Origin of the sequence: Streptomyces sp. WAC06614, assembly GCF_003949795.1 — a bacterium.
In the GTDB taxonomy this organism is placed as follows: domain Bacteria; phylum Actinomycetota; class Actinomycetes; order Streptomycetales; family Streptomycetaceae; genus Streptomyces.
The window spans coordinates 1-7,243 of sequence record NZ_RPRY01000335.1; the positions used below are offsets into that span (position 1 = coordinate 1).

A 7,243-nucleotide genomic window follows, 5' to 3' on the forward strand; every position below is an offset into this window, starting at 1 on the left:
GGACCTCGACGGCGATCAGCCGGTCGCAGGGGAAGACGTCGGCGGCGGCGAAGTTGTTGACCTGGCGGGAGCAGGTGCCGCGGCCGCGCCACCGTCTTCGCGGGGCCCACCGACTTCGCCTACGTCCCCCGCGACGCCACGACCACCGTCACGGCCGGTCCCACCGGCGGCCGCTTCGCCCTGGCCGGAGCCCCGGCGAGGCGCCGCCTGACCCCGCGCTACGGCCCCGCCGCATCCGTCCCGGTCGAGCTCCGCGGCCGCGGCACCTGCTCCCGCCAGGTCAACAACTTCGCCGCCGCCGACGTCTTCCCCTGCGACCGGCTGATCGCCGTCGAGGTCCTCACCCCCGGCGGGAACTGGTCCTCGTACCCGCCGCACAAGCACGACGAGCACCACCCCGGCGAGGAGTCCCGCCTGGAGGAGATCTACTACTTCGAGATCGCCCCGCACGGCGACGCGCCCGGCTTCGGCTACCAGCGTGTCAGCCCCTCCCCGGAGGGGAAGACCGACATCCTCACCGAGGTGCGCACCGGTGACGCCGTGCTCATCCCGGACGGCTGGCACGGGCCGTCGATCGCCGCGCCCGGCCACGACATGTACTACCTGAACGTGATGGCCGGCCCCGACGAGACCAGGGAATGGCTCATCCGGGACCACCCCGACCACGGCTGGATCCGGGACACCTGGCCCGCCCAGGACCTCGATCCCCGCGTGCCCTTCTACCGGGCGGAGGCCCCGCAGTGACCACCCCGAGCCCGACGAGCGGACCGAGCCCGACGAGCGGACCGAGCCCGACGAGCGGACCGAGCCCGACGAGCGTACCGAGCCCGACGAACAGGCCGAGCCCGACGAACAGGCCGAGCGGTACGAGCCCGGCGGCCGGCACCACCCCGGCGGCCGGCACCACCCCCACCCGGCGCCTCACCGTCGCCCAGGCCCTCGTCGCCTTCCTCGCCGCCCAGTACACCGAGCGCGACGGCCGCCGCCACCGGCTGATCGCCGCCACCTGGGGCATCTTCGGCCACGGCAACGTCGCCGGCCTCGGCCAGGCCCTGCTGGAGACCGGCCCGAAGACCATGCCCTTCCTCCAGGGCCGCAACGAGCAGGCCATGGTGCACGCCGCCGTCGGTCACGCCCGGCACACCGGCCGGCTCTCCACCCACGCCGTCACCACCTCCATCGGCCCGGGCGCCACCAACCTGGTCACCGGGGCCGCGCTGGCCACCGTCAACCGGCTGCCCGTCCTGCTGCTGCCCGGCGACACCTTCGCCACCCGCCCCGCCGACCCCGTGCTCCAGCAGCTCGAAGTGCCCGGTGCGGGCGACGTGACCGTCAACGACACCCTGCGGCCGGTCTCCCGCTACTTCGACCGCGTCACCCGCCCCGAGGCCCTGGTCCCCGCCGCCCTCCAGGCCATGCGGGTGCTCACCGACCCCGTCGCCACCGGCGCCGTCACCCTGGCGCTGCCGCAGGACGTCCAGGCGGAGGCGTTCGACTGGCCGGAGGAGTTCTTCGCCGACCGGGTGTGGCCGGTGCGCCGCCCGCGCCCCGACCGCGCCGAGCTGGCCGCCGCCGTGGACGCCGTCCGCGCGGCACGCCGCCCGTTGCTGATCGCCGGCGGCGGGATCCGGCACAGCGGGGCGCAGGACGCGCTGGCCGCGTTCGCCGGGGCCACCGGCATCCCGGTGGCCGTCACCCAGGCCGGCAAGGGGGTCCTGCGCCACGACCACCCGGCCGACCTCGGCGGCATCGGCCACACCGGCACCGCCCCGGCCAACGACCTGGCCCGCACCGCGGACCTGGTGATCGCCGCCGGGACCCGGCTCACCGACTTCACCACCGCCTCCGCCACCCTGTTCCAGAACCCGGCCGTCCGCTTCCTCGGCCTCAACCTGGACCCGTACGACGCCCACAAGCTCGCCGCCCGCCCTCTGGTCGGTGACGCCCGCGAGAGCCTGGAGCTGCTCACCGCCGAGCTCGCCGGGTACCGGGCCGACCCCGCGTACGTCCGGGCGTACGGGGAGGCCAAGGCCGGCTGGGAGCGGCGCGTGGACGCCGCCTTCGCCGCCCCCGACGACGACGCCGTCCCCACCCAGGTCCAGGTGCTCGGCGCTCTCGACGCGTTGGTCACCGACCGCGACGTGATCGTCAACGCGGCCGGCTCCCTCCCCGGTGACCTGCACAAACTGTGGCGGGCCCGGTCTGCGCTCCAGTACCACGTCGAGTACGGCTACTCCTGCATGGGCTACGAGATCCCCGCCGCCCTCGGCGTCCTCCTCGCCGACCCCTCCCGCCCGGTCTGGGCCCTGGTCGGCGACGGGACGTACCTGATGAACCCGACCGAACTGGTCACCGCCGTCCAGGAACGCCTCCCCCTCAAGCTGGTGATCCTCGACAACCACGGCTACGCCTCCATCGGCGGCCTCTCCGCCGGCACCGGCGCCGAGGGCTTCGGCACCGCCTACCGCTTCCGGGGCCCCGACGGTGACTTCGACGGCGAGCCGCTCCCGCTCGACCTGGCCGCCAACGCCGCCTCGCTCGGCCTGGCCGTGATCCGCGCCCGTACCGTCCGTGACCTGCGCGAAGCCCTCGCCGAGGCGCGTGCGGCGGACCGTCCCACATGTGTCTACGTGAAGACCCGAACGCCCGACACTGTGTCGGGCCCACCCCCCGCACAGGCGTGGTGGGATGTTCCTGTGGCCGAGACCGCGACGCGTGCGTCCGCACGTTCGGCCCGCGAGGAGTACGACCGGCAAGCCGCTCAGCGACGTCGCCATCTGTGAAGGAGCCACACACCATGAAGACCGTCAACCACTGGATCGGTGGCAAGACCGTCGAGGGCGCGTCGGGCAACTACGGCCCGGTCACCGACCCGGCGACCGGCGAGGTCACCACCCAGGTCGCGCTCGCCTCCGCCGAGGAGGTCGACGCGGCGGTGCAGACCGCGAAGACCGCGTTCGAGACCTGGGGCCAGTCCTCGCTGGCCGCCCGCACCAAGGTGCTCTTCGCCTACCGCGCGCTGCTCGACGCCCACCGCGACGCGATCGCCGAGCTGATCGTGGCCGAGCACGGCAAGGTGCACTCCGACGCCCTCGGCGAGGTCGCCCGCGGCCTGGAGATCGTCGAGCTGGCCTGCGGGATCACCACGCAGCTCAAGGGCGAGCTGTCCACGTCCGTGTCCAGCCGCGTGGACGTGGCGGCCATCCGCCAGCCGCTCGGCGTGGTCGCGGGCATCACCCCGTTCAACTTCCCGGCGATGGTCCCGATGTGGATGTTCCCGCTGGCCATCGCCTGCGGCAACACCTTCGTCCTCAAGCCGAGCGAGAAGGACCCGTCGGCCTCCCTGAAGCTGGCCGAGCTGGCCAAGGAGGCCGGTCTGCCCGACGGCGTGCTGAACGTCGTCCACGGCGACAAGGTCGCCGTCGACGCGCTGCTCGCCCACCCGGACGTGGCCGCGATCTCCTTCGTCGGCTCCACCCCGATCGCCCGCCACATCCACCAGGTCGCCTCCGCCCACGGAAAGCGCGTCCAGGCCCTCGGCGGCGCCAAGAACCACATGCTGGTGCTGCCGGACGCCGACCTCGACGCCGCCGCCGACGCCGCGGTCTCCGCCGCCTACGGCTCGGCCGGCGAGCGCTGCATGGCCATCTCGGCCGTCGTCGCGGTCGGCTCCATCGGCGACGAGCTGGTCCAGAAGATCCGCGAGCGCGCCGAAAAGATCAAGATCGGCCCCGGCACCGACCCGACCTCCGAGATGGGCCCGCTGATCACCGCCGCCCACCGCGACAAGGTCGCCTCCTACGTCCACGGCGCCGCCGCCCAGGGCGCCGAGGTGGTCCTCGACGGCACCGGCTACACGGTGGGCGGCTACGAGAACGGCCACTGGATCGGCCTGTCCCTCCTGGACAAGGTCTCCACCGACTCCGACGCCTACCGCGACGAGATCTTCGGCCCGGTGCTGTGCGTGCTGCGTGCGGAGACGTACGAGGAGGGCGTGGCGCTCATCAACGCCTCGCCGTTCGGCAACGGCACCGCGATCTTCACCCGTGACGGCGGCGCCGCCCGCCGCTTCCAGCTGGAGATCGAGGCCGGCATGGTCGGCGTCAACGTCCCGATCCCGGTGCCGGTGGGCTACCACTCCTTCGGTGGCTGGAAGGACTCGCTCTTCGGCGACCACCACATCTACGGCAACGACGGCATCCACTTCTACACCCGCGGCAAGGTCGTCACGACCCGCTGGCCCGACCCGTCCGAGGCCCCGGTCGGCGTCGACCTGGGCTTCCCGCGCAACCACTGAGCTGAGCCCTGAACGGGCCGCCCCGCGCCCGCGCCCGTCCCCGGACCGCACGAACCCCCTGGCCCACCCTCACCGGCCAGGGGGTTCGCGCGCATCGCGGACGCCGGTCGGCGGACGCCGGTCGGCGGACGCCCGACAGCGGACGCCGGTCAGCGGACGCCGGTCAGGTCGCGCGGCCCCGGAGCCCCGGCCGCGGTGGGCCGCGTACGGCGCCGGCGTACGGCCCACAGGGCGCAGCCGGCGCCCGTCAGGACCAGGAGGGCGCCCGCGGCAGGCCAGGGCACGGCCACGAACTCCGCCTCCCCGGCCGCCACCAGGTCCGGGTGGGCGGCGGCGGTCGCCGTGACGCGGACGCTCACCCAGTCCGACTGCGGCGCGTCCGGCCAGGGTTCGGTCAGTTCGATCCGCTGACCCGGCAGCAGGACCAGCTTCAGCTCGCGCGCCGGGCGGTCCAGCAGCTTCCGCCCGAACAGGCCCTCCGCGGCGAACGCCACCTTCGGCTCGATCACCACGTTGCCCCGGTTGACCAGTGCGTACGAGACCGTCGCCGAGGCGTCCCCGACCCAGGGCACCGCCGGGGCGCTGCGTCGCACCCGTACGTCCTCCACGCCGAGGCCCGGCGTCAGCGGCCCCGGGACACGGAAGTAGAGCCGGGCGCCCACCGAGCGCTTCACCCCCACCGTGACCTTGCCCTCCTGCTGGACGCCCTCCACCTCGGTGTTCAGGGCCACGATCCCGCCGACGTGGTCGCCGGGGACCGCGTCCTCGGGGACCTTCACGGTGAACGGCAGGTCCTTGCGGCCCTTCGGGGGCACCGTGACCACCCGGGCCGCCTCGGGCGGCAGGTGCACCCACGTGCCGACGCCGGTCGGCTTCGTCTCCACCGGCAGCAGGGCGAAGGCACCGCCGGCCACGGTGTTGACGGCGTCGGTCGCGAAGACCTGGAACGTCAGCTCCCGGTCGGAGGAGTTGAGCAGCGTGACGCTGTCGCTGACCGTCGTGCCCGCCGCGCCCTGGTGGAAGAAGTACGCCCGGTCGGTCATGGCCGCGCCGGCCGGGGGCGTGGGGAACACCCCCCAGGTCCCGTTCTCGGCCGCCCGGGCCGTCCCGGCCGGCAGCAGCCCCGTGACCAGCAGCCCCAGCAGGGCCAGCAGGCGCAGGAACCGACGGGTACGACGGGCGCGGCGGGGGCGCGGCGGCATGGCGGATCTCCCGGGGTGGGTCGGAGGATACGACGAGAGGGACGGACGCGACGGATGCGAAGGGCACGACGGACGCGACGGACGCGACGGATGCGAAGGGCACGACGGACGCGACGGACACGACGGACGCGAAGGGCACGACGGACGCGAAGGGCGGGGGCGGTGCGGCACTCGGTGTCCGCACCGCCCCCGCCAGGAGGGGGTGGGTCAGGCGATCGAGAAGGTGACCACCGACCGGTAGGTGTCGGCGAACATGAACGGCGGGAGCTGGATCATCCCCGCGCCGCCGATCTCGAACTCGCCACCGGTCAGCTGGTCCCCGCCGGCCGCCTGCGAGGCCACCTTCATCGGGGAGTCCGTGATCGCCCCCGGTGCACCGGCGGTGCAGGTGCTCGGGCTGTCCGGGTTGGTGACCTTGCAGCTCGGCTGGATGCCGATCTGCGCCTTGGCCATGGCGTGGCCGGTGGCCTCGTTCAGGAACGGCGTACGCGTGGCCGTGACGTCCCAGCCCAGCGTGCCGCCGCGGAAGTCCTGGACGGTCATGGCCGAGAACTGTCCGACCACCGACTGCGGCTTGCCGTTGATGGTGACCTTGCCGAAGTCCACCGCGGGGTTGCCGGCCTGCGGGCCGATGCCGAGCGGGCCGGGCAGCACCTCGACGTCGACCGGGTTCTTCACGCCCGGCACGTCCTCGACGAAGACGAACGCCCGGTACGGCGTGACGGACCCGTCGATCCGGATCGCGTCGGCCTTCTTGGTGACGGTGAGGTTGCAGGTCGCGGCGCCGGAGGCGTCCGCCGTACCGGTGCCGGCGTCCCCGGTGGGGGCGCCCGCGAGGAGCGCGGAACAGGTCACCGCGCCGGGCGGGAAGTTGGCGCCGGTGGCGACGACGGCGGTACCCGCCTTGCCGCTGTTGGGCGTCAGCTTGGTCGTGACCGGCTCCTTCGGGAGCGCGGCGACGGCCACGCTGCCCACCGGCGCGCTCGGCCGGGGCGCCGGGGTGCACGTCGTGGTGTAGACGGTGCCGCCGAGCTCGGCGTCCGTGATCACCTGGTCGATCGTGACCGCGACCGTGGTCCCCTCGGTCCCGTCGGGGATCTTGATGGTGCCGGAGAACTTCGGCGGGTCGGCCTTCTTGCCCGCTTCCTGGTGGCTGGGCGTGGCCGGGCTGGTCACCGTCTGGGCGACCCCGCCCACGAGCAGCTTGGCCTTGATGGTGTTGACGGTGTCGATGGAGAACATCGGGACGACCGGGGTCTCGCCCGGGTCGATCTCGATCGGCACGGTCTCGCCGGCCTTGGCCCCGTCGGGCAGGGTCACCGTGAAGTCCTGGTTGCCGTCGGCACCGGGCTGCGGCGCCGGGGCGACGCACTTCATGAACACGCTGGTGGTCCTGGTCGCCGCCTGCGCCGTCCCCGCAAGGCTCACGACGCCACCGGTCAGCGCCAGGGAGAGGGCTCCCGCCCCGGCCAGCACTCTTCGTCGGAACGTTCTCGTGCTCACTTCGGTCGCGACTCCTTCGTCATGACGAACCCTCCCCCCACCCGCTGTGCGGGGGAGGCCGAGCCGGTGCGGTGGCCGACATTGACGCGTCGCGGTCCTGAGAAGTCAATGACTTCCTTTCGGTTCCTTTCGTCCGAAGCACACAGAAATTGATGTCCCATCAGGGCGAGGTGGTGGGTGGGGCGGTGGGCGAGGCGGGGGGTGTGCTGCCCGGCGTGGCGCCCGGCGTGGCTACCGGTGG

Annotated in this window: 4 protein-coding genes and 1 pseudogene; 3 read left to right on the forward strand and 2 right to left on the reverse strand. The window is 73.5% G+C overall.

Annotated elements, in window-relative coordinates; all coding sequences use genetic code 11:
* Window positions 1-81: 81 nt before the first annotated feature.
* From iolB to EF918_RS29850, 3 genes and pseudogenes are all read left to right on the forward strand, one after another.
* Window positions 82-744 (forward strand): annotated as a pseudogene (gene iolB / locus EF918_RS29840) (5-deoxy-glucuronate isomerase); the annotation flags it as partial.
* Window positions 741-2,783: a 3D-(3,5/4)-trihydroxycyclohexane-1,2-dione acylhydrolase (decyclizing) gene (iolD, locus tag EF918_RS29845; protein WP_125652052.1), complete on the forward strand. Its 2,043-nt coding sequence runs from the start codon at window positions 741-743 to the stop codon at window positions 2,781-2,783. The pseudogene iolB and the gene iolD, both read left to right, overlap by 4 nt.
* Before the next feature lie 14 nt (window positions 2,784-2,797).
* Window positions 2,798-4,297 carry a CoA-acylating methylmalonate-semialdehyde dehydrogenase gene (locus EF918_RS29850; protein ID WP_125652053.1) on the forward strand — a complete coding sequence of 500 codons (1,500 nt, stop codon included), beginning with the start codon at window positions 2,798-2,800 and terminating at the stop codon, window positions 4,295-4,297.
* 149 nt (window positions 4,298-4,446) lie between these two features.
* Here the strand turns inward: EF918_RS29850 and EF918_RS29855 are convergent, their stop codons facing one another.
* On the reverse strand, window positions 4,447-5,499 hold the full coding sequence (locus EF918_RS29855) for a DUF916 domain-containing protein (RefSeq protein WP_125652054.1): 1,053 nt from the start codon (window positions 5,497-5,499) through the stop codon (window positions 4,447-4,449).
* 207 nt (window positions 5,500-5,706) lie between these two features.
* Complete coding sequence (locus EF918_RS29860) at window positions 5,707-7,002, reverse strand: hypothetical protein (RefSeq protein WP_125652055.1); 1,296 nt, start codon at window positions 7,000-7,002, stop codon at window positions 5,707-5,709.
* Window positions 7,003-7,243: the final 241 nt, after the last annotated feature.